The organism is Pseudomonas sp. Colony2 (assembly GCF_019382755.1).
Classification (GTDB): Bacteria; Pseudomonadota; Gammaproteobacteria; order Pseudomonadales; family Pseudomonadaceae; genus Aquipseudomonas.
Genome location: NZ_CP080030.1, coordinates 7,070,016 through 7,090,786 on the forward strand (window position 1 = coordinate 7,070,016; position 20,771 = coordinate 7,090,786).

The window sequence follows — 20,771 nt, forward strand, 5'->3', positions numbered from 1 at the left end:
TCAGTGACTGACACTCCGCATTCGCGAGCAAGCCCGCTCCCACAATTGGTCCGCGTACAAACTATCAGTCGTCGAGGGCTTTTACGGACTTGGGTGACAACCGAAGGCTGCGCAAGCTGCGCTTCACGCTCTTGAGGTGGTTGACCAGGCTCGGGCCGCGCGCCATGGCCACGCCCATGGCCAGCACGTCGATCACCACCAGGTGGGCGATACGCGAGGTCAGCGGCGTGTAGATCTCGGTGTCCTCGTGCACATCGATCGCCAGGTTGACGGTCGACAGCTCTGCCAATGGCGTCTGGCTCGGGCACAGGGTAATCAGGGTCGCGCCGCTTTCACGCACCAGGTTGGCGGTGATCAGCAAATCCTTGGAGCGGCCGGACTGGGAAATGCAGATCGCCACGTCGCTGGGCTTCAACGTCACCGCCGACATCGCCTGCATGTGCGGGTCGCTGTAGGCCGCCGCCGTCAGCAGCAAACGGAAGAACTTGTGCTGGGCATCCGCCGCCACCGCGCCGGACGCGCCGAAACCATAGAACTCCACGCGCTGGGCCTGGGACATGGCGGTCACGGCTTTTTGCAGCTCCACCGGGTCGAGCTTTTCGCGCACTTCCATCAGGGTGTGCAGGGTGGTGTCGAAGATTTTCAGGCTGTAGTCGGCGACGGAATCGTCTTCGTGGATCGCGAACTGGCCAAAGCTCGCACCGGCCGCCAGGCTCTGGGCCAGCTTGAGCTTCAAGTCCTGGAAACCGGAGCAACCGATGGCGCGGCAGAAGCGCACGATGGTCGGCTCGCTGATGCCCACGCTGTGGGCCAGGTCGGCCATGGAACTGTGCATCACGGCCGCAGGGTCAAGCAGCACGTGATCGGCAACCTTGAGTTCCGATTTGCGTAACAGGTGGCGCGACTGGGCGATATGTTGCAACAGGTTCAAAGGGCTGGACTCTTGTTATTGGCAGACGCCAGGGATGTAGCAAGCTTGTAGTTATACTACAAGAATTAACGATTTGCCCGTTCGATGCATCACTTAATCACGCTGCTGCCCGCTGATTCAGCGGGCAGGCTCGATGTAGCCCCGCGTGCGGCTTGGGCTCAACTATGGAAAATCGGCATTTTTTCGTAACAAATCCGCCAAGCCATCCGCTTCCACCGGCCGACTGATCAAATAGCCCTGCACCTCGTCGCACTGCTCATCCCGCAAAAAGTCCAGCTGCTGCTGATCTTCCACACCCTCGGCCACCACCTTGAGCGACAGCCCGTGGGCCATGGCAATGATTGCGCGGGTGATCGAGGCATCTTCGCGTCCCTGGCCCAGGCCGCGAATGAACGTCTGGTCGATCTTCACGTAGTCCACGGGGATGCGCTTGAGGTAACTGAGGGATGAGTAACCGGTGCCAAAATCATCAATCGCCAGCTTCACCCCCAGGTCGCGCAGTTGCTGGAAGGTCGAGATGATGTGCTCGACGCTGTCGAGCAGCTGGCTTTCGGTCAGTTCCAGCTCCAGGTATTGCGGATCAAGCCCGGTTTCTTCCAGCACCTGGCGCACCAGGCTGATCAGCTTGCCCTGGCGCAGTTGGTGCACCGACAGGTTGACCGACACCCGAATCGGCGCCAGCCCCTGGCGTTGCCATTCACAAGCCTGCCAGCACGCCTGGCGCAACACGAACTCCCCCAGCGGCACGATCAGGCCGGTTTCTTCGGCCAGCCCGATAAAGTCGCCGGGCGGCACCATGCCCCACTGCGGATGTTCCCAACGAATCAATGCTTCGGCCGCATTCAGCTTGCCACTGGCCAGGCACAGTTTGGGTTGGTAGAACACCGTAAGCTGGCGCTCATCAATCGCCTTGCGCAGCTGGTTTTCCAGCTGCAAACGTTCCAGGGTGCTGGCCTGCAGGCTGTCGGTGTAGAACTGGAAGTTATTACCGCCCAGGTGCTTGGCGTGCTGCATGGCCATGTTCGACTGGCTGACCAGCGCGGATATTTCCCGCGCATTGTCGGGCAACAGGCTGACGCCCATTGAGGCACTGACCACCAGCTCGTGCCCTTCCACCGTCACCGGCACCCGCAACTTGGCCAGCAACCGCGTGGCCACCCGCGCCAGGCTCGACAGGTTGCCGTAGGCGTCGAACAGCACGGCGAATTCATCGCCAGAGAGCCGCGCTATGGTGTCGGCTTCGGGCAAGGCGTTGATCAAGCGGCGGGCCATTTTCTGCAACAACTGGTCGGCCACTTCATGCCCGAGGCTGTCGTTGAGCAGCTTGAAACGGTCCAGGTTGATATGCAGTAAAGCCAGGCTGCGGCCACCCTGGCGCACCCGCTGATGGGCTTCGCGCAACCGCTCGCGGAACAGCGAGCGGTTGGCCAGCCCGGTCAATTCGTCGTAGTGCGTGAGGTACCGCATGCGCTCCTCGGATTCGCGCCGCGCGGACAGATCAGCGAAGAAACCCACGATATGGCTGACATTTCCCCGAATATCCCGGACTACATTCAGTTGTAGCCATTGCGGGTAGAGTTCGCCGTTCTTGCGGGTTTCCACGAGCTCGCCCTGCCAGGTGCCGTGGCTGAGCAACGCCTGGCGGATCACCGGGAAGTGGCGCCGTGCGTCGCGGCTGCTGGGCAGCTCCACGACATTGCGCCCGATCATGTCGTCAATGTCGAAGCCGGTAACGCGGCTGAATGCCTGGTTGACGGCTATCAGCACGTAGTCCGGATCGAGGATCACAATGCCTTCGCTGGCCGCCTCAAACACCGTCGATGCCAGGCGCTGCTGTTCTTCCAGGACCTTGCCGGCGCTGATGTCGCGGCGGGTACCGAGCATCCGCGTGACGCGCCCGCCTGCCGAGCGCTCCACGGCGCGGCCACGGTCCTGGATCCATACCCAATGGCCATCGCCATGGCGCACCCGGTATTCCACCAGGTAGTCCTCGCTGCGGCCTTTAAGGTGCTCCACCAGCGCGCGCTTGAGCAGCGGCAAGTCGTCCGGATGCAGGCGTGGCTTGAGGTGGCTGAGCATCGCCGTGACGTATTCCGGCTCCAGGCCGAACAACTCCTTGAGCTGGGTATGGTGGACCTCATCGGTTTGCAGGTTCCAGTCCCACAGCCCCAGTTCGCTGGCCTGCAGCGCCATGGCCAGACGCGCCTCGCTTTTGCTCAGGGCCAGGCTGGCCGCGTCCAGTTCCTGACTGCGCTGATCGACGCGTTGCTGCAGGCCGATCTGTGCTTCGCGCAACTCTTGTTCGACCTGGCGCCGCTGCTCCACCTCACGCACCAGTTCCTGGTTCAGTTGCTCGCTGCGTTGCTGCGCTTGCTGCAGGTGCTCGATCAACGCCTGGTTCTGGAAGCGCCTGAGCAGCCCGCGCTGGATCAGGCGATTGACCTGCCATGCCACCAGGCTCAGGGATGCCAGCAGAATCAGGCCCAGGCAACCCCAGCCTTGCTGTTGCGGGTCGCCGCTCCAGAATAAATAGAGGATGGCCGGCACCAGGCAGGGCGCGGCAAACGACAGGAAAGCCGGCAGGCTGACGGCATAGGCCACACTGGCGGACAAGGTCGCCGCGCCGAGCAGGCCGAACACCCAGGCCTGCTGCGCAAAGCTGTCCACCGGTACCAGGGCGATGGCAGCACTGGCCAGCGTCAAGCCGCTGACGGCCGAGCCCAGCAGGAACATGCGTCGCCAGATCGGTTGCGCCTGGCGGCTGGGCATGGCGGAATCGAACGCCGCCACCTGAATTACCCGCAAGGCCACCAGCGCCAGCAGCCATACCAGCCAAATGCTGTCCAGCAGATAGCGCTGCGGGCTCCAGAGCAACCAGGCGCAGACCAGTCCATTCACCAGCATTAATAAAGTAGGCAGCAGGGAGCCTTGGTAAAGCAGGCGCGTGCGCTCCACCGCCATCTCCATGGCGTAGTGCTTGCGGATAACCTGCGCCGGCGCCACGGAGGGTCCCGCCAGGTCAATGCTAAGGGTCATAGGCAGTGTTCTTATAATGGTGAGCCCGAAACGTCGACGGAGCATACACAAGCAAACGCTCGGGCCAAACTGCCCCAAGTCATAAAAACAGCGCGACAATCAGGCGCAAACCTTGGAGCCAGACAGCTTGAGTGAGACAGGGCGCGGGCTGTGGGCGATGACCGACCGGTCATCACCGTGAATAGATTGTTGCCTTATCCCGTGTCGACGCAGAAGTTTTCCCGTGACCACCCGGCATTGGGATTTGCCCGACTCCCCCGGGCACCCTAGAATGCGCCGATGCGCGATGATCTCTCTCTTTTGCTGAACTCCCTCAACGATGCCCAACGCCAGGCCGTAGCGGCCCCCGTTGGCCGTCAGTTGGTCCTGGCCGGTGCTGGCTCCGGTAAAACCCGAGTGCTGGTGCACCGTATCGCCTGGTTGATCCAGGTCGAGAACGCCTCACCGCATTCCATCCTGTCGGTGACCTTCACCAACAAGGCCGCTGCCGAGATGCGTCATCGCATCGAGCAGTTGATGGGCATCAGCCCGGCCGGCATGTGGGTGGGCACCTTCCACGGCCTGGCGCACCGCCTGTTGCGGGCGCATTGGCAGGAAGCCGGCCTGAGCCAGACCTTCCAGATTCTCGACAGCGACGACCAGCAACGCCTGGTCAAGCGGGTGATCCGCGAGCTGGGCCTGGATGAACAACGCTGGCCGGTCCGTCAGACCCAGTGGTTCATCAATGGCCAGAAAGATGAAGGCCTGCGCCCGCAACATATCCAGGCCAGCGGCGACCTGTTCCTGGCCACCATGCGCAGCATTTATGAAGCCTATGAAGTGGCCTGCCAGCGCGCCGGCGTCATCGACTTCTCCGAACTGCTGCTGCGCGCCCTCGACTTGTGGCGCGACAACCCGGGCTTGCTGGCGCACTACCAGAAACGCTTCCGCCACATCCTGGTGGACGAGTTCCAGGATACCAACGCCGTGCAGTACGCCTGGTTGCGCCTGCTGGCCAAGGGCGGCGACAGCCTGATGGTGGTGGGCGACGACGACCAGTCGATCTACGGCTGGCGTGGCGCGAAAATCGAGAACATCTACCAGTACAGCGACGACTTCCCGGACGCCGAAACCATCCGCCTGGAACAGAACTACCGCTCCACCGCCGGGATCCTCAAGGCCGCCAACGCCTTGATCGCCAACAACACCGGGCGCCTGGGCAAAGAGCTGTGGACCGACGGCGGCGAAGGCGAAGCGATCAACCTGTACGCCGCCTTCAACGAACACGATGAAGCGCGCTACGTGGTGGAAACCATCGAAAGCGCCCTGAAAACCGGCCTGGCCCGCAGCGATATCGCGATTCTCTACCGCTCCAACGCCCAATCACGGGTATTGGAAGAGGCCCTGCTGCGCGAGCGCATTCCGTATCGCATCTATGGTGGCCAGCGCTTCTTCGAACGTGCCGAAATCAAGAACGCCATGGCCTACCTGCGCTTGCTGGAAGGTCGCGGCAACGATGCGGCGCTGGAACGGGTGATCAACATTCCGGCCCGTGGCATCGGCGAGAAGACCGTCGAGGCGATTCGCGACCACGCACGCCACAGCGATGTGTCGATGTGGGAAGCGATGCGCCTGCTGATCGCCAACAAGGGCCTGACCGGCCGTGCGGCCGGTGCCTTGAGCGTGTTTGTCGAGCTGATCGAGAACCTGGCCGCCAAGTGCATGGAAATGCCCCTGCACCTGATGACCCAGACCGTGATCGAGCAGTCCGGCCTGATCGCCTACCACGAAGCGGAAAAAGGCGAGAAAGGCCAGGCCCGGGTAGAAAACCTTGAGGAACTGGTCAGCGCCGCCCGCGCGTTCGAAAACACCGAAGAAGACGAAGACCTGACGCCACTGGCGGCATTCCTCGGCCACGCTTCCCTGGAAGCCGGCGACACCCAGGCTGATGAGCATGAAGACAGCATTCAGCTGATGACCTTGCACAGTGCCAAGGGCCTGGAATTCCCCTACGTGTTCCTGGTGGGCATGGAAGAAGGCCTGTTCCCCCACAAGATGAGCCTGGAAGAACCCGGCCGCCTTGAGGAGGAACGCCGCCTGGCCTACGTGGGCATCACCCGGGCGATGCAGAACCTGGTGATGACCTACGCCGAAACCCGACGCCTGTACGGCAGCGAGACCTACAACAAGGTGTCGCGCTTCGTACGCGAGGTGCCGAAAGGGCTGATTCAGGAAGTGCGCTTGTCCAACAGCGTCAGCCGACCGTTCGGCGGCGGCCAGCAGCAGAACTCCAGCAGCATGTTCGCTGGTTCGGAAATCCCCGAGACGCCGTTCAGCCTTGGCCAACAGGTCAAGCACGCGATCTTCGGCGAAGGCGTGATCCTCAACTTCGAAGGCGCTGGTGCCCAGGCCAGGGTGCAGGTGAACTTCGCCGAAGGCAGCAAGTGGCTGATGATGGGCTACGCCAAGCTCGAAGCAATCTGAAACAACTGTAGAACATGAAGGATGTTGCCCCACCCTTGTATTTGGCAGCGGTGGGGCCAATATCTGTAATAAGTCCTACAGACGATTCGGTATTGGCCCTACGCAAAAGCCCGAAACACTATGCCGCTAGCCACTGACATCACACCTGTGCAACATGGCGCGCGTGCAATCCACAAATGGGAATTCCCTTTATGAAACGTTTTCTTAGCATCGCCATGGCGTTGTGCATCGGCCTGACGATGAGCCTCGACGCCAACGCCAAGCGCTTCGGTGGCGGCAAATCCATGGGCTCGGCGCCGAGCCACCAGACCAGCCAAATGGCCCCATCCGGCGGCGGCATGGGCGGCGCAGCTGCGACCGCTGGCGCTGCCGGTGCCGCAGGCGCTGCTGCCAAGGCTGGCGGTGCTTCGCGCTGGCTGGGCCCTCTGGCCGGTATCGCGGCCGGCGGCCTGCTCGCCTCCATGTTCATGGGCGGCGGCTTCCAGGGCATGCAGATCTTCGACATCCTGATCATGGCGGTCATCGCCTTCCTGATCTTCCGTTTTATCGCCGCCCGTCGCCGCAAGCAACAGGAGCACATGGCTCCAGCCGGCGCGCCGATGCAGCGTGAAGTGTTCGAGCAAAAGCCTGCTGCCATGGGTTCGATCTTCGGCGGTTCGGCTGCTCCTGCTGCCGCTCGTCCGGTGATCAACGCACCCGCCTGGTTCAACGAAGAGCGCTTCGTCGAAGCGGCCCGCAGCCACTTCCAGTCCCTGCAGCAACACTGGGACGCCAACGAAATGGACAAGATCGCCGAGTTCGTGACCCCGCAACTCCTGGAGTTCCTCAAGCGCGAACGTGCCGATCTGGGCGACGGCTTCCAGTCGACCTACATCGACGACCTGAAAGTGCAGCTTGAAGGTGTAGATGACCGCGCCGACAAGACCATCGCCACCCTGACCTTCAGCGGTGTGTCGAAGACCTCGCGTTTCGACCAGGGCGAAGTGTTCAGCGAAAGCTGGAACATGGAGCGCCCAGAAGGCGAAAACCAGCCTTGGCTGGTCGCCGGTATCCGCCAGAACGGCTGATCCCTGCCCGCTTTGAGTACGCAGTAACAAAAACCCCGGACTTGTCCGGGGTTTTCTATTTCACGGTTGCACTTATAGCGAGCTACTGTATAAAACGCCCCTATAAACCGCGCCATCTAGCAAGAGGATCCCGGCCGTGGAAGAAGTTATCGAACAATTGCGTGAAGCCAACGAACCGGTACCGGTTCCTCTGGAGCTGCCTGACGAAGATCAACTGGTGGAAATCGAGGAACAACTGTTCATCGATATTCCGTTCGTCTTCCGTGAATTTCTGCTGACCGTCAGCGATGTGGTCTACGGCAGCCTGGAGCCGGTGACCGTCACCGACCCACAGTCCCACACCTACCTGCCGGACGTTGCCGCCAACGCCTGGGATGCCGGTGTTGACCGCAGCATGATCCCGATCTGCCAGGACGGCGACGACTACTACTGCGTCGAGGAAGACGGCACCGTGGTGCTGTGGTCCGGCGAAGAAGAACTCGTCACCGAAGAAACCTGGGAATCGGTGTGGCACTGGGCACGGGACGTCTGGCTGGAAAGCTGAGACCCCTGTGTGCCGAGGGCGCTTGTTGTGGCGAGCGAGCTTGCTCGCGCTGGGCTGCGAAGCAGCCCTCTGCGACCCACTCAGTGCTCCGGCGTATCCTTATGGTTATCCAGGGTCTCCAGCAAGGCGACCTGCATCCGCGTATGCACGCGGATGAACCAGCGCCACAGCACGGCGGCCACCGCGGCCGTCACCACGGCGATCAGCACCAGCAACTTGTTGGTCGGCAGGATACTGGCCGACAAGGCTGCCAATAGCAGGAAAATCACCAGCAGCGAAAGAATCGGGATCACTTCGGCGATCACCCGGCGCACGCGCTGAGTGTGGCGCCCGGCCATTTCCGGCTTCACGCTCATCTCCGCCAGCAGCATCGACAGCGCCTTGAGCTTGCGGTACGCCGCAATCAAAAACGGCAGCGACAGCAGCAACGCCCCACCCCAGATCAATGCCTTCTGCCAGCTCGGATCGCTGACCCAGCCTTCCAGGTAGCTGCCAATACGCGCCGCGAAAAAGCTGCCGGCAAAGAAGATTGCCACCACCAGCGCCAGGTTCACCCCCACCTGCAGAATGATCTTGCGGATCATCGACGCCAGCATCGCACCCTCGCCCTGGGGCTGAATGCTGCGCAGCCACTCGCCATACATCCCGAACACCCGGCTCATGCGCTTGGGCATCACTGCGGCAATCTTCAGCGACAGCGGGTCTGCGCCACGGATCAGATAGGGTGTGAGCAGTGTGGTAATCGCAGAAACAGCCACCGCCACCGGATACAGGAAGTCGCTGGTGACCTGCAATGTCATGCCCAGCGCGGCGATGATGAATGAAAATTCGCCGATCTGTGACAGCCCCATCCCCACTCGCAATGAAGTGCGGCCATCGTTACCCGCAATGAACGCCCCCAACCCACAGGACAACATCTTGCCCAGCACCACGGCCACGGTAATCACCGCAATCGGCCAGGCGTATTGCAGGAGGATCTGCGGGTCGATCATCAAGCCAATGGCGACAAAGAAGATCGCGCTGAACATGTCGCGAACCGGTTCGATCAGGCGCTCAATCTTCAGCAATTGCCGGGATTCAGCCATGATCGCGCCGATCAGGAATGCCCCCAGCACCATGCTGTATTCCAGCTTGACCACCAGCAGACAGAAACCGAAACACAGGCCCAGCACGGTGATCAGCAGCATCTCGTTGCTTTCGAATTTGGCCACGTACTCCAGCAGGCGTGGCACCAGCAAAATCCCGATCACCAGCGCGACAATCATGAACAGCGAGAGCTTGCCGACGGTGGAGAACACCTCGCCGGAGCTGACCGTGCCGCTGACAGCAATGCTCGACAGCAAGGCGATGATGCCGATGCCGAGGATGTCTTCGACGATCAGCACGCCAAAAATCAGCTGGGCAAAGCGCTGGTTTTTCATCTTCAGGTCATTGAGCGCCTTGACGATGATGGTGGTCGAGGAAATCGCCAGGATCGCGCCCAGGAACAGCGAGTCCATGGTGTTCCAGTCGAACCAGCGGCCGATTTCGTAGCCGATCCAGATCATCAGGATGATTTCGAGGAACGCCGCGATAAATGCGGTGGCGCCAACCTTGAACAGCTTGCGCAGGCTGAACTCAAGGCCCAGGCAGAACATCAGGAAGATCACCCCAAGCTCGGCCAGGGTCTTGATCGTGTCTTCGTCGTGGATCAGGCCAAACGGTGGGGTGTGCGGGCCGATGATGAAGCCGGCGACGATATACCCCAACACCACCGGCTGCTTGAGCCGATGGAACAGGATCGTCACCACCCCGGCCACCAGCATGATCACGGCCAGGTCCTGGATAAAGCTGATGGCGTGCATGGCGAGGGGCTCCTTGAGGGGTACTGGCGCTTTTCCCATTTCCACGCATGCACCCCGAAAGGTCGCAATGAACGGAAAGAAAAGTCTGCCTTGATCGTAAGAATTGCCTTTGAGACGGGCTTTTGAAGGGTAACACCGCGACTTGCGGCAGAAAGCCGGTGCAATATATGGAAACAGATCGCCCCGGGCGTGACGGCAAGCCGGGGGCCAGCGTCCCGTTATGAATGGCTCTGCAAAGATTCCAGCACCCGCAGAGGTGCCTCCCCACCCAATGCCTACAACCCGTGAGTGTGCTATGGAACCCGGAAACGCCCAGCTGTCGATGACAGTATTGATGACCCCTGACATGGCCAACTTCTCTGGCAATGTGCACGGCGGCACGCTGCTCAAGTACCTCGACGAAGTGGCCTACGCCTGCGCCAGCCGTTATGCCGGGCGCTATGTGGTGACGTTGTCGGTGGACCAGGTGATTTTTCGCGAGCCGATCCATGTCGGCGAGCTGGTGACCTTCCTGGCCTCGGTCAACTACACCGGCAACACGTCGATGGAAGTGGGGATCAAGGTGGTCACCGAGAACATCCGTGAGCGTTCGGTACGCCACACCAATAGCTGCTTCTTCACGATGGTCGCGGTGGATGACCAGCGCAAACCGGCCGCCGTGCCGCCGCTGCAACCGCAGAACAGCGAAGACAAGCGACGGTTTGTGCAGGCTCAACAGCGCCGGCAGATTCGCCAGGAGCTGGAAAAGCGCTATCAGGAAATCAAGGCAGACGGCCCGTAAGAGCCCGCCAGGTTTCTGGATGACCGCTTAGTAACGCGAGCACTTGTCAAAGTGCGCACACACATCAAAGCGCTGGTCCAACTGGGCCATGCGCTCCATATGGTGATTGACCACCTCCATCGTCACGCTCTTTCGGGTATTCACGTAGTACTGCACCATAAGCTTGTCGTTCTCCGCTACGCGCGATTTGATCGCACTGTCCGTAGGCTGCATCCATTGCTCCAGGACGGCATCCTCAGTTCCCCGCAGGCGCTGGCGGTACACCTCAGTGTAAAACCCCAGAGCCCGGGCCAGACGACCGGCAGACTCTTGATTCGACAGTTCGTAGTTCTGCCGAAACTGGTTCCAATAATCCGGCGGCAAGGTATACGAGCCCATCAACGCCTTGCGCTTGCTGATCAACTCATCAAGCTCTTGAGGCGAGGTTTGCATTCGGTCGACTTTATTCTCTGACACGATGGCCGTGATCGACTGCGCACGCTCGTCAAGAATGCGATCAATCAACACCATTCGCTGCGGAGTATCCGGTAACAACTTGCCGAATATCGGACCTTTGCCCTCGCAAGACGGCATGCCGGTCTCGAACAGCGGCTGCGGGATCCGCACGTCCTTGCCGTCCAATCGCGTAAGACGCTGGAGCAGCGTGCTGCATTGGCGGCCCTGCAATTCGAAGGTCACTTCATACTCTTCACCCGCCTTGGGCGTTAGATTGAACGCTTTGCCACAGACATAGGAGCTGCCGTTGGTGTTGATCATCAACATAGTGTCCTTTCCGGGCGCCAGCTTGATCTCCAGCAGCCCACGAGCCGTGGGCGGTGGCGGCACAAGCATGTCTACCCGCCGCTTGGTGTCCACCAGGAACATGTTGTTGAGAATGCCTGTGGTCTCACCCATGCAGTGCTGTGCGTCATAGACAAAAAGGGTGCTGTTGGTGGTGTTGGAGATGAACCGCAGCTTCGCCGCATCGGGCTCGGTTGCGTCAGGATAGGTACCGTGGACGCTGCAACCACTGAGCAGCGTAACCAGGGCCAATGCGATAAATGCCCGTGGCGAATGGAGCAGGGATAACGACATGATCTTCCTTGATGAACGCAGAGGGCAAAAAGACGGCCGATAGTAACGGACGCCCTTTGCGTCGCTCAATCAGGAATATTCCTACAGCCCGATTGGGGTTGCCTCGAAGCGAACTCGCGGATGGGCAATCCGGTCCTGGGCACGCACCAGTTCCAGCTCATAGCTGGCGCACGCCTGGGTTTCCAGCAGTACTTCATGCACCGCTGCAGCAGTGAACTCAAAGGCCGCCACCAGGCTATCGCCCAACAACACCCGCGCCAGGAACAGGCCCGACGTCAGGTCGCCCACGCCCACCGGCTGACGCGGGAATGCCAGCAGTGGCCGACGCAGATGCCAGCTGCCTTCAGCCGTCACCAACAGCATTTCGAAGCCGTCCGGCAGCTTGCCGGGATAATCCAGGTGCTTGACCAACACCGCTTTCGGCCCGCGGGCCAGTAACGCACGGGCCATCCCCAGGCAATCGAACAGCGACTGCGGCTTGCGCCCGGCAAAGCTGTCCAGCTCCAGCTGGTTGGGGCACAGAAAGTCGGCCATCGCCGCCGCTTCCTCCAGCAGGAAGTCGCTGACCTCCTGGGGGACGATGCAGCCTTTTTCCGGATGCCCCATCACCGGGTCACACAGGTAAAGAGCCTTGGGGTTGATCGCCTTGATCCGCGCCACGCCGGTGAGGATCGCCCGGCCCTGGGCCGCACTGCCCAGGTAGCCCGACAGCACTGCATCACAGTTGCCCAGCTCGCCAATCGCCGCGATGCCTTCCACCAGCGCAGGAATTTGCTGCGGCGCCAACACTTCTCCCGCCCACTGACCATACTGAGTGTGGTTGGAGAACTGCACCGTATTGAGCGGCCACACGTTCACCCCGACCCGTTGCATGGGGAACACGGCGGCGCTGTTTCCGGCGTGGCCGAAGACCACATGAGACTGGATCGCAAGCAGATGGGGCGTACGTTTCATGCAGGGGATTTCCGTAAAGCCGTTGATATTCTGGCTGCGCAGTATGCGACTAAACGCGGCCTGTACGACAGACCGGAGACGCAGTTAAGCTGGCCCTACTTTGTTGGAGTTCATCGAATGCTGACCCTCGGAAATATCTTCGTGCTGATGCTGCTGGCGACCGGTGCCGCCTGGCTGTGGCACAACCACGGCCTGCGCGAGCGGGCGCTGGAACGGGTCAAGCAGCACTGCGCCAAGCTCGACATCGAGCTGCTCGATGGCGCCGTGGCGTTGAAGCGCATCGGTTTTGTGAAAGATGCCAGCGGGCGGCGGCGCCTGGCACGGATCTACAACTTCGAATTCACCGTGACCGGCGAAACGCGGCACCCGGGGACCATCACCCAATTCGGCGCCCACAGCGCGCAAATCGAGTTGGCGCCCTACCCGTTCGAGATCAAGACGCCATTGCCCAGCGCCGAGATCATTGAGCTAAGCCAGTGGCGCCAGGAGCATGGCAACAGCAAGACCCGTCACTGACGGCAAGCGGTTAACCCACCCTGTAACTGCGCAACGTCCTGCACTTCGCTGAAGATCAATTCGATACGCGAATCCCGCCGCCATTCGCTGGGCTGCCACGCCAACGCGGCGTTATCCACAGCGTTGGCCGATACCCAGCCATCCAGGCTGTGGATAACCAGTTTTGCCCGTCGCCAGTCCAACGATTCCAGCCATAGCTGAATGCGCCGCGCGTCGAATCGCTGACTCGGATGCCAGCGCCAGCCAATGCTCCAGCCATCCTCCTGGCCCTGGCTGAGGCAGATCGGCGATGCCGGATCCGTCCAGATGGCCGGCATTTGCCCCAGGCCTTTGGGCAACTCGAAGTTATCCACAGCCGCTGCCGCTTGAGCATTCACACCCGGTAACCGGGCCAAGGGCAGTTGCGCCTGCTGCGTCCAATAGATCGGCCGGTCGGGCAGTTGTCCTTGAATCAACAGGCGCTGCGCATCACTTAAGGCTTCATTCTTGTTCAATACCAACAGCCCGGCGCTGGCTAATGCCTCCCGTTGGGCATTGGGTAAAGGTTTACCCGCCGCCAACGTCTGGGCGTCCAGTACGAGTACGCACGGCTGCACCGCCAGTACCTGCTGCCAGGGTGCTTCCCGCAGCTGCTTGAGCAATTGAGCCGGGTGCCCAAGCCCGGACGGCTCGATAAACAGCCGGTCGGGCCTGGCCTTACGCAACAAACGCCCCAGTCCTACCTGAAACGGCGCCCCGTTGACGCAACACAGGCAGCCACCCGCCACTTCACCGAGGGCAATCCCGTCGTCATCACGGGTGAGCAACGCGGCATCCAGGCCAATCTGCCCGAACTCATTGATCAACACCGCCCAACGCTCGTTGGCCGGGCGCTGGGCCAGCAGGTGCTTGATCAGGCTGGTCTTGCCGGCGCCCAGGGGCCCGGCAATCACGTGGGTGGGAATGTTCTGCAGCATGGTGGACATCATTCAGACCGTGTAGAGAGGTTCGATCCTACCCGGTTACGCCAACCAATCCAGCGTCAGAATCAACCGTCGTTGATCCGCTTGCAGCGGCGGCGAGCGGTGGATCAGGCCAAAGCCTTCGTTGCCGTGCCATTTTTCGCCCTTGAGCAACGCCACTTCGCCGCAGTGGATTTGCTCAATGCGTTCTTCCGGCTCAGCACTCGCCTGGCTCAGGTGTCGCCGCTCCATAACCCCCTCGCGCAACCACTGGCTGCCGATGCCGGCGTAGGTCGTGATCAGCCGCACCGGCACATGATCCACATGAAAACGCGGGCACATGGCCTTGTCCAATAGCCGCAAACGCACGCCGATACGCTTGGCTCCCAGCAAACAGGCAAAAGCGCTGACCAGCCACGACACATCGGCGATAAAGCCTTCGTAGCCTTCAAGATCACGGCAACCTGATGCAAATTCCTGCAGGTTTGGCTCGGCGTCTTCGCTGTTCAGTTCAACCACCAGCGACTCGGCCAATGGCTCATTGAGTGCCACCAGTAATGCGCCGAACTCGGCGATGTGCAGGGGCAACTGACGCTGCCACACCGCTAGGTTCACGCCGTCCTCAAGGATATCGGTGAGCACGGCCGGGGTTTCGCCGTGGGTCTGGCGTACCACCGGGCGCAGTTTCAGGGTCGGTGCCAGCATCAGGCAGCCTCTTCGAACCAAGGGCCAAAGGGATCGGCCAACAAGCGCCAGCCTTCGACACCCGTGGCCATTTCATCGTCGGTCAGCAAACAAGCGTCCAGCTCGGCGGTCATCTGGGCGAAGTCGATGTTCTGGCCGATAAACACCAGCTCCTGCCGGCAATCGCCGGTGCTCAGTTGCCAGTTTTTCATGATTGCGGCGATGCCTTCCTCGTCCTGGGGCCACTGGGTTTTCGGCACGAAACGCCACCAGCGCCCGGCAAACCCATGGCGCATCAGGCCGCCAGCCTGGGACCAGCTACCGGCGTCCTGGTGTTTGCTGGCCAGCCAGAAAAAGCCCTTGGAGCGCAGCAGTTTTCCATTCACCCAAGGCCGGTCGATAAAGTCGAAAAACCGCTGCGGGTGGAACGGGCGGCGGGCGCGATAGGCGGTGGAGGCGATGCCGTACTCTTCGGTTTCCGGCAGGTGTTCGCCACGCAGTTCCTGCAACCAGCCCGGCGCCTGGGAAGCACGCTCGAAGTCGAAACGGCCGGTGTTGAGGATCTTCGCCAACGGCACTTCGCCCATGACCATCGGGATGATTTCAGCCTGGGAGTTCAAGCGCTCCAGGATCGCCATCAACTCCTCGCGCTCACTGCTGCTGATCAGGTCGATCTTGCTGATGAGGATCACATCCGCAAATTCGATCTGCTCGATCAGCAGGTCGGTGATCGAGCGCTCGTCCTCTTCACCGAGGGTTTCGCCCCGGGACGCCAGGCTTTCGGCAGCCTGGTAGTCGAGCAGGAAGTTCATGCCGTCGACCACGGTAACCATGGTGTCGAGCCGGGCAATGTCCGCCAGGCTCTGGCCGTCTTCGTCGCGAAACGTGAAGGTTTCGGCCACCGGCAACGGCTCGGAGATCCCAGTGGACTCGATCAACAGGTAATCGAACCGACCTTCCTTGGCGAGCTTTCCGACTTCTTCCAGCAAGTCTTCGCGCAAGGTGCAGCAGATGCAGCCGTTGCTCATCTCCACCAGTTTTTCTTCGGAGCGATTGAGGGTGACGTCGCGCTGGACCTCACTGCCATCGATGTTGATTTCGCTCATGTCGTTGACGATCACCGCCACCCGCAGGTTTTCGCGGTTGCGCAGGACGTAGTTGAGCAGCGTGCTTTTGCCGGCGCCGAGGAATCCGGACAGCACAGTAACGGGGAGACGATTGGGCATCAGGTATTCCTCATCAGGGTTGGCCGGTCAAATCGCCCGTTGATGGCGTTCGCGCAGCTCTTCACGTTCTTTGGCTTCGATACACAGGGTGGCCGTGGGGCGCAGCAGCAGGCGCTTGAGGCCGATGGGTTCGCAGGTTTCACGGCACCAGCCGTATTCACCGCGGGCCAGGCGTTCCAGGGCTTCGTCGATCTTGTCCAACAGCTTTTTTTCGCGCTCCAGCAGGCGCAGTTGCCATTGGCGCTGTTCTTCGGCGCTGCCGACATCGGCGGGATCGCTGTTGGGCTCCTGTTCGCGCAGCACCATGAATTCAGCGTCGATACGCGCTTGCAGCTCGTTGCGCTGGGCCAGCAGCAGCTCGCGGAAGAAACCTTGCTGGGCTTCATTCATGTAGTCGGCGCAGGGTTGGGCGAGAAGGTCTTGTTCGGTCATCGGAGGTGGTTCACGGGTCAGGCTGTTTTTTAATGTTATAGTATAACAATGCAAATAAGCCAATCCCCCTTGCTCGTGACGACGAAGGGCGCAATGCTGGCAGCCGAATAACGCCCCGAGAGCCTCTATGAAATACCTGCTGTGTGCTGTGTTGCTGATGCTGGCGAGCCTGGCCAACGCCCAGGTGCCCAGCCTGCTGGCCAACTGCACCCGCAGCGCCAACCTGCTGGCGTGCGTCGACGCCCAGGGCAATGCCTACAGCGTCGCGACGGCAGGCAGCACTACGTATTTGCGGGGCTTTGAAGTGATCGGAAAACGCTATTGGGCACAAACCAGCAGCCGCTACGGGCAACTGACGTTCTTTACCGGGTTGGCTTCCGATGGTGAGGCGTGGGTGGGCTACACGCGGCGAGTGGGCTGGACCACCCTCAACCGGTTTTCCAGTTCCGGTGGTGCCAGCGCCAAGTTCACCTGTAGTCGAATCACCGGCTGTTAGACCTGGCCGGTTTTCTGTTCCTGAACCCAGGCCATGTAGCTGTTCATCGGCGGGTTCTTCTGGAAGTAGTTCTTCAACCCTTCAAATAAACCGTCTGCCACCGCCTGTTGATGGCGTGCGGTGACCAGTCGCTGGGCGTCCTGGGTGTTGGAGATAAACCCGGTTTCCACCAGGATCGACGGCACGTCCGGCGACTTGAGCACCGCAAAGCCGGCCTGTTCCACGCGTTTTTGATGCAGCGTGGTGATGCTTTGCAGGCTGCCCAGTACCGAGCTGCCCAGTTGCAGGCTGGAGGCGATGGTGGCGTTCATCGACATGTCGAGAATCACCCCGGCCAGCATCGGGTCCTTGTCCTTGAGATTGAGCAAGGTGGTGGCGCCCAAGAGGTCGGCGCCGTTTTCCCGCTGCGCCATGAACCGTGCGGTGGCGGAGGTGGCGCCGCCTTCAGACAGCGCATAGACAGAGGCGCCGGACGCCGTAAGCCGTGGCGCGGCATCGGCGTGTACCGAGATAAACATGTCGGCTTTGTGCTGACGGGCGATGTCCACACGTTTACGCAGCGGCACGAAGAAGTCGTCGTTGCGCACCAGCTTCACATCGAAGCCCTTCTCGCGCTTCAGACGCTTGGCCAGCAACTGGGCGATGGACAGCACCACGTCTTTTTCGCGCTGGCCCTTTGAGCCAATCGCGCCGGGATCCTTGCCGCCGTGCCCAGGGTCGACCACCACGATGATGTCGCGTTTTGGATGAGCCCTGTCCACCGGCGCCGGCACGGGTGCAGCCAACGCGGCCGGTGCCGCAGCGATTTGCATAGGCGCATGAGTGGCGCTTGTCAGGTCCAGCACGAGGCGGTGGCCCTGGCCATCCTGCGGCGGCAGGAGAAAGCTGTTGAGCTGCATCGGCGCCTTCAAATCCAGCACGATCCGCGTATCGCCCTGCCCGAAATGCCCCGAGCGAATCGAGGTAATGCCGCTGTTGGTCAGGGCCAGTTGGCTGAAATCACCGGTCAGCTTCGCGCCGCTCAAATCGATGATCAACCGCTCCGGCGCGGTCAGGGTGAAGGTCTTGTATTGCACCGGGCCGCTGAGGTCCAGCACCAGCCGCAGCTTGTTATCCGACCGCCACAGCCGTGCATTGCGGATCTGCGCGGCAGACACGCCCAAGGGCAAGGTGAACACCGCACTGGCCAGCAGCAGGTTGAGGAGTTGACGTCTGTGCATGACTTACACCGCAAATAAAGGAGCTTCCGTACTCGACATGACTGAATAAAAGACAGAACAGAAAAACTTTCGTCGTTTCAATTGTAATAATATAACATGTCTTTTTATTTCCAACGATGGACCTGCTCATGAACGCGCTGACTCTGCCCGATATCGCCGCGCAGGCTTCACGCCAAGCCTTGCCGCTCGATTGGGTGGGCATGTGCGGCATTGCCCTGCCCATTCTGATCGACGGCCAAAGCCTTAGCGCCACGGCTGATGCCGGCGTCAGCCTGGACGACGGCGAGGCCCGTGGCATTCATATGTCACGGCTTTACTTGGCGCTGGAAATGCTTGAACAGCAACCACTTACGCCAGCACTGCTGCGCAGTGTATTGCAACGTTTTCTCGACAGTCATGAAGGTTTATCCACAAATGCCTACCTGCGAATTCATGCAGGTCTGCTGCTGAAACGTCCGGCGCTGGTCAGCCCGTTGGCCGGCTGGAAAAGCTACCCGGTGAGCATCGAGGCGCGCCTGGAAAACCAGATGTTCCACGTGGAACTAAAAATTGACGTTACTTACTCTTCAACCTGCCCTTGCTCCGCTGCCCTCGCCAGGCAATTGATTCAGCAGCAATTTATCGAGGACTTTGCCGGCACACCGCTGCAGCACGAAGACGTACTGACCTGGCTCGGCAGCGCAAACGGCATCGTCGCCACGCCCCACAGCCAGCGCAGCAGCGCGCTGTTGCAGGTCCGGCTTCAGGACGATCAGCCAACACTGCCGCTGACCCAGTTGATCGACGAAACCGAAGCCGCCCTCGGCACTGCCGTGCAGACCGCCGTAAAGCGTGCAGACGAACAAGCCTTCGCCCTGGCCAACGGGCAGAACCTGATGTTCTGCGAAGACGCCGCCCGCCGCCTGAACCTCGCCTTGAAACGCTCGGATGCGGTCAATGCCTTCCACTTGAAAGTGATCCACGCCGAAAGCCTTCACGCGCACGATGCCGTGGCCGAAAGCCGCTGGACGAGACCTTCCGAATGATCACCTGCACCGCTTTGCGCTGGGGCGCCCCCGGCCAACCACTGACCCCCGCCGTGGATTTCACCCTGGAAAAAGGCAGCCTTACCGGCATCATCGGCGCCAACGGCACCGGCAAAAGCAGCCTGTTGAAAGTTATCGCCGGATTGCAGAAGCCACTGGCGGGGAAAGTGACGATCGATGTTCCACGCCGAGGTGGCCTGTCGTTTTTGCCCCAGCAACAGAACCTCGATCGCCAGTTTCCTATCAGCCTCGAAGAATTGGTGGCCGCCGGTTTTTGGGGCAGCAAGCAAACCCCGCAACAACGTACCGAACGCCTGAGCGCCGTGCTCGAAGACTGGTGCCTCAGTGGCCTGGAGCATCGGCCGTTGATGGCCTTGTCGGGCGGCGAACTGCAACGCGCCCTGCTCGCACGCATGAGTTTGGCCGAGTCGCCGATACTGCTCCTGGACGAACCCCACGCCGCCCTCGACGAAGACGGCCAGGCGCTGTGCTGGAAACACATCCACGCCTGGCACGACGCAGGCCGCACGGTGGTCGTGGTGTGCCATGACCTCGGCTCCGTACGCCAACACACCCAGCAAGTGGTGCAGATCAAAAGCAGTGGCTGCGTGTTCGGCTCCAGCAAAGAACTGATCCGCCCGCAGCCGCAAATGCAGGTGGCCTGATGCACTTCGCCGCCCACCTGTGGATGCCGTTTCTCGATTTCGTTTTCATGCGCCGCGCGCTCGTCGGCGGTCTGGTATTGGCATGCAGCACGGCGCCGCTCGGGGTGTTCCTGATCCTGCGCCGCATGAGCCTGATCGGTGACGCGGTGTCCCACGGCATCCTGCCCGGCGCCGCACTGGGCTTCTGGTTTGCCGGACTGAGTTTGCCCGCGCTGACCATCGGCGGCCTGGGCGCCGGCCTGAGCATGGCCGGCCTCGCCGCCTGGATTACCCGTCGCACCGGGCTGAAGGAAGACGCCAGCCTCGCCGCCATCTACCCGATCTCCCTGGCCAGCGGCGTGCTGATCCTTGGCCTCGCCGGCAAACGCCTGGACCTGCTGCACCTGCTGTTCGGCTCGGCCCTGGCGGTAGACGGCCCGACCCTCACCGGCATGCTCTGGGTCTCGGGCTTCAGCCTGATCGCCATGGTGGTGATCTACAAACCGCTGCTGCTGGACACCCTCGACCCGCTGTTCCTGCAAACCGTCAGCCGCCTCGGCCCGCTGGCCCACGGCCTGTTCCTGACCCTGGTGGTGCTGAACCTGGTGATCGGTTTCCAGGCCATCGGCGCGTTGATGGTCGTCGGCCTGATGATGTTGCCGGCGATTGCTTCACGTTTCTGGAGCCGGCGCCTGCCGGTGTTGATCGCCATATCAGCGGTGCTGGGATGCCTGTCGGTATGGCTTGGCTTGTTGCTGTCGTTCTACTACTCGCTGCCCAGCGGCCCGGCAATTGTGCTGGTGGCTGGCGGCTGGTACCTGCTGTCCGTGGTCTTCGGTCCGGTGCACGGCTTGCTGCGCCGCCCGCCTTTGCTTACATCCCAATGAGGTGTT

General features: G+C 61.2%; 19 protein-coding genes. 9 read left to right on the top strand and 10 right to left on the bottom strand.

Features of this window, described 5'->3' with window-relative positions:
• Positions 1 to 64: 64 nt before the first annotated feature.
• Together hexR and JV201_RS29140 are read right to left on the bottom strand one after the other, a co-directional pair.
• Entirely contained in the window at positions 65 to 931 is an 867-nt protein-coding gene (gene hexR / locus JV201_RS29135; protein WP_003213447.1) for a transcriptional regulator HexR, read from the bottom strand.
• 162 nt (positions 932 to 1,093) lie between these two features.
• A complete protein-coding gene (locus JV201_RS29140) occupies positions 1,094 to 3,967 on the bottom strand; it encodes a GGDEF domain-containing phosphodiesterase (protein WP_177122422.1) in 2,874 nt (957 codons plus the stop codon).
• Between the two features lie 279 nt (positions 3,968 to 4,246).
• Between JV201_RS29140 and uvrD the strand changes: the two genes are divergently transcribed.
• From uvrD to JV201_RS29155, 3 genes are all read left to right on the top strand, one after another.
• Positions 4,247 to 6,430 (top strand): DNA helicase II, encoded by a 2,184-nt coding sequence (gene uvrD, locus JV201_RS29145; protein ID WP_219406328.1) that lies wholly within the window; start codon positions 4,247 to 4,249, stop codon positions 6,428 to 6,430.
• A 191-nt stretch (positions 6,431 to 6,621) separates the two neighbouring features.
• On the top strand, positions 6,622 to 7,497 hold the full coding sequence (locus tag JV201_RS29150; protein ID WP_219406329.1) for a Tim44 domain-containing protein: 876 nt from the start codon (positions 6,622 to 6,624) through the stop codon (positions 7,495 to 7,497).
• A gap of 136 nt (positions 7,498 to 7,633) precedes the next feature.
• On the top strand, positions 7,634 to 8,041 hold the full coding sequence (locus JV201_RS29155) for an SMI1/KNR4 family protein (RefSeq protein ID WP_003213456.1): 408 nt from the start codon (positions 7,634 to 7,636) through the stop codon (positions 8,039 to 8,041).
• A gap of 80 nt (positions 8,042 to 8,121) precedes the next feature.
• Here JV201_RS29155 and JV201_RS29160 read toward each other — a convergent pair whose 3' ends face one another.
• Positions 8,122 to 9,885 (bottom strand): cation:proton antiporter, encoded by a 1,764-nt coding sequence (locus tag JV201_RS29160; RefSeq protein WP_003213459.1) that lies wholly within the window; start codon positions 9,883 to 9,885, stop codon positions 8,122 to 8,124.
• Between the two features lie 295 nt (positions 9,886 to 10,180).
• Here JV201_RS29160 and JV201_RS29165 point away from each other — a divergent pair, with 295 nt between their 5' ends.
• The gene (locus JV201_RS29165; RefSeq protein ID WP_003213461.1) at positions 10,181 to 10,666 is read left to right on the top strand and encodes an acyl-CoA thioesterase; all 486 of its coding nucleotides are present in this window, start codon (positions 10,181 to 10,183) and stop codon (positions 10,664 to 10,666) included.
• Positions 10,667 to 10,693: 27 nt separating this feature from the next.
• Here the strand turns inward: JV201_RS29165 and JV201_RS29170 are convergent, their stop codons facing one another.
• Together JV201_RS29170 and pdxY are read right to left on the bottom strand one after the other, a co-directional pair.
• Positions 10,694 to 11,740, bottom strand: coding sequence for a hypothetical protein (locus JV201_RS29170; RefSeq protein ID WP_177050695.1), 1,047 nt, complete (start codon positions 11,738 to 11,740; stop codon positions 10,694 to 10,696).
• 81 nt (positions 11,741 to 11,821) lie between these two features.
• Entirely contained in the window at positions 11,822 to 12,694 is an 873-nt protein-coding gene (gene pdxY, locus JV201_RS29175) for a pyridoxal kinase PdxY (RefSeq protein WP_003213465.1), read from the bottom strand.
• Positions 12,695 to 12,811: 117 nt separating this feature from the next.
• Between pdxY and JV201_RS29180 the strand changes: the two genes are divergently transcribed.
• Positions 12,812 to 13,210: a DUF3301 domain-containing protein gene (locus JV201_RS29180; RefSeq protein WP_003213466.1), complete on the top strand. Its 399-nt coding sequence runs from the start codon at positions 12,812 to 12,814 to the stop codon at positions 13,208 to 13,210.
• Here the strand turns inward: JV201_RS29180 and JV201_RS29185 are convergent.
• From JV201_RS29185 to dksA, 4 genes are read right to left on the bottom strand one after another with little or no spacing between them, the layout of a single operon-like run.
• Positions 13,204 to 14,166, bottom strand: a complete 963-nt coding sequence (locus JV201_RS29185; RefSeq protein WP_219406330.1) for a GTP-binding protein — start codon at positions 14,164 to 14,166, stop codon at positions 13,204 to 13,206. The genes JV201_RS29180 and JV201_RS29185 overlap by 7 nt on opposite strands.
• 45 nt (positions 14,167 to 14,211) lie before the next feature.
• Positions 14,212 to 14,856: a DUF1826 domain-containing protein gene (locus tag JV201_RS29190; RefSeq protein WP_008439501.1), complete on the bottom strand. Its 645-nt coding sequence runs from the start codon at positions 14,854 to 14,856 to the stop codon at positions 14,212 to 14,214.
• Positions 14,856 to 16,061, bottom strand: coding sequence for a zinc metallochaperone GTPase ZigA (gene zigA / locus JV201_RS29195; protein WP_177020318.1), 1,206 nt, complete (start codon positions 16,059 to 16,061; stop codon positions 14,856 to 14,858). Before zigA ends, JV201_RS29190 begins: the two co-directional genes overlap by 1 nt.
• Positions 16,062 to 16,088: 27 nt before the next feature.
• A complete protein-coding gene (dksA, locus tag JV201_RS29200; RefSeq protein WP_003213474.1) occupies positions 16,089 to 16,493 on the bottom strand; it encodes an RNA polymerase-binding protein DksA in 405 nt (134 codons plus the stop codon).
• Between the two features lie 127 nt (positions 16,494 to 16,620).
• Between dksA and JV201_RS29205 the strand changes: the two genes are divergently transcribed.
• Positions 16,621 to 16,989 (top strand): hypothetical protein, encoded by a 369-nt coding sequence (locus tag JV201_RS29205; RefSeq protein WP_003213476.1) that lies wholly within the window; start codon positions 16,621 to 16,623, stop codon positions 16,987 to 16,989.
• Here the strand turns inward: JV201_RS29205 and JV201_RS29210 are convergent.
• On the bottom strand, positions 16,986 to 18,209 hold the full coding sequence (locus JV201_RS29210; protein WP_003213478.1) for an N-acetylmuramoyl-L-alanine amidase: 1,224 nt from the start codon (positions 18,207 to 18,209) through the stop codon (positions 16,986 to 16,988). The genes JV201_RS29205 and JV201_RS29210 overlap by 4 nt on opposite strands.
• A gap of 128 nt (positions 18,210 to 18,337) precedes the next feature.
• On the opposite strand from JV201_RS29210, the gene folE2 reads away from it, so the two are divergent.
• From folE2 to JV201_RS29225, 3 genes are read left to right on the top strand one after another with little or no spacing between them, the layout of a single operon-like run.
• Positions 18,338 to 19,234 (top strand): GTP cyclohydrolase FolE2, encoded by an 897-nt coding sequence (gene folE2 / locus JV201_RS29215; protein ID WP_219406331.1) that lies wholly within the window; start codon positions 18,338 to 18,340, stop codon positions 19,232 to 19,234.
• Positions 19,231 to 19,899 (top strand): metal ABC transporter ATP-binding protein, encoded by a 669-nt coding sequence (locus JV201_RS29220; protein ID WP_177048288.1) that lies wholly within the window; start codon positions 19,231 to 19,233, stop codon positions 19,897 to 19,899. The genes folE2 and JV201_RS29220 overlap by 4 nt, the downstream gene beginning before the upstream one ends.
• Positions 19,899 to 20,765, top strand: coding sequence for a metal ABC transporter permease (locus JV201_RS29225; RefSeq protein WP_003213483.1), 867 nt, complete (start codon positions 19,899 to 19,901; stop codon positions 20,763 to 20,765). The genes JV201_RS29220 and JV201_RS29225 overlap by 1 nt, the downstream gene beginning before the upstream one ends.
• Positions 20,766 to 20,771 lie beyond the last annotated feature (6 nt).

Excerpts from the sequence above, each read along its gene's own strand:
- folE2 (WP_219406331.1), top strand. The coding sequence starts at position 18,338 with ATGAACGCGCTGACTCTGCCCGATATCGCCGCGCAGGCTTCACGCCAA.
- pdxY (WP_003213465.1), bottom strand. The coding sequence starts at position 12,694 with ATGAAACGTACGCCCCATCTGCTTGCGATCCAGTCTCATGTGGTCTTC.
- JV201_RS29190 (WP_008439501.1), bottom strand. The coding sequence starts at position 14,856 with ATGCTGGCACCGACCCTGAAACTGCGCCCGGTGGTACGCCAGACCCAC.
- JV201_RS29210 (WP_003213478.1), bottom strand. The coding sequence starts at position 18,209 with ATGCACAGACGTCAACTCCTCAACCTGCTGCTGGCCAGTGCGGTGTTC.
- JV201_RS29220 (WP_177048288.1), top strand. The coding sequence starts at position 19,231 with ATGATCACCTGCACCGCTTTGCGCTGGGGCGCCCCCGGCCAACCACTG.
- JV201_RS29205 (WP_003213476.1), top strand. The coding sequence starts at position 16,621 with ATGAAATACCTGCTGTGTGCTGTGTTGCTGATGCTGGCGAGCCTGGCC.
- JV201_RS29160 (WP_003213459.1), bottom strand. The coding sequence starts at position 9,885 with ATGCACGCCATCAGCTTTATCCAGGACCTGGCCGTGATCATGCTGGTG.
- JV201_RS29180 (WP_003213466.1), top strand. The coding sequence starts at position 12,812 with ATGCTGACCCTCGGAAATATCTTCGTGCTGATGCTGCTGGCGACCGGT.
- JV201_RS29185 (WP_219406330.1), bottom strand. The coding sequence starts at position 14,166 with ATGCTGCAGAACATTCCCACCCACGTGATTGCCGGGCCCCTGGGCGCC.
- JV201_RS29140 (WP_177122422.1), bottom strand. The coding sequence starts at position 3,967 with ATGACCCTTAGCATTGACCTGGCGGGACCCTCCGTGGCGCCGGCGCAG.
- JV201_RS29165 (WP_003213461.1), top strand. The coding sequence starts at position 10,181 with ATGGAACCCGGAAACGCCCAGCTGTCGATGACAGTATTGATGACCCCT.
- JV201_RS29170 (WP_177050695.1), bottom strand. The coding sequence starts at position 11,740 with ATGTCGTTATCCCTGCTCCATTCGCCACGGGCATTTATCGCATTGGCC.
- zigA (WP_177020318.1), bottom strand. The coding sequence starts at position 16,061 with ATGCCCAATCGTCTCCCCGTTACTGTGCTGTCCGGATTCCTCGGCGCC.
- JV201_RS29225 (WP_003213483.1), top strand. The coding sequence starts at position 19,899 with ATGCACTTCGCCGCCCACCTGTGGATGCCGTTTCTCGATTTCGTTTTC.
- uvrD (WP_219406328.1), top strand. The coding sequence starts at position 4,247 with ATGCGCGATGATCTCTCTCTTTTGCTGAACTCCCTCAACGATGCCCAA.
- JV201_RS29150 (WP_219406329.1), top strand. The coding sequence starts at position 6,622 with ATGAAACGTTTTCTTAGCATCGCCATGGCGTTGTGCATCGGCCTGACG.
- dksA (WP_003213474.1), bottom strand. The coding sequence starts at position 16,493 with ATGACCGAACAAGACCTTCTCGCCCAACCCTGCGCCGACTACATGAAT.